The organism is Staphylococcus sp. EG-SA-2 (genome assembly GCF_017152085.1).
Window position 1 is genome coordinate 1 of record NZ_JACYHC010000082.1, and the last position, 560, is coordinate 560.

The window sequence follows — 560 nt, forward strand, 5'->3', positions numbered from 1 at the left end:
AAAAAATTCGACCGTAAAGAGAAGAGCAGCGGTGGAAGCAGACCTATGAAAGGTCGCACATTTGCTGACCATCAAAAATAATTTATAGATTAAGAGCTTAAAGATGTAATGTCTTGAGCTCTTTTTTGTTTTCAATAATTGATTCTCTGTAGATATCAAAGTACTAACGTTTTAAAGGTTAAATATTTAATTGGATTGAGATCTGTATGCGGTTATATCATTCTGTGTAAATATGGTTCTCCACCAAATGTGGTGGGTATATAATTTAAAGAACTATTTTTAAATTAAGAATAATCGAACATAAATAAACTTTATGAAATTTCAGTATCATGTTCTTGTAAAAAAATAATAGGGCTTTTTGCTGACGCTAGTGCGCGATAAATAATAAGTTGAATATAAAAAAGATCACTGCCAATCATTCGTTTAATGGCAGGATCTTTTTTATTTAATTATTTCTCTTTCCACTGCAACATTTGATAACCAATGCGTGGATGTGTTTTAATAATATCTTTTGCGTCCTCATGACATTGTGAAAGTTTTTGTCTTAATGATGTCATATG

The 560-nt window shown here is 30.4% G+C and carries 1 protein-coding gene and 1 pseudogene; one reads left to right on the forward strand and one right to left on the reverse strand.

Features of this window, described 5'->3' with window-relative positions:
- On the forward strand, positions 1-81 hold an 81-nt coding region (locus IDG60_RS21720; RefSeq protein WP_241013316.1), incomplete at its 5' end, for a hypothetical protein.
- A gap of 368 nt (positions 82-449) precedes the next feature.
- Here IDG60_RS21720 and IDG60_RS00660 read toward each other — a convergent pair.
- Positions 450-560: pseudogene (locus IDG60_RS00660) on the reverse strand (response regulator transcription factor); the annotation flags it as partial.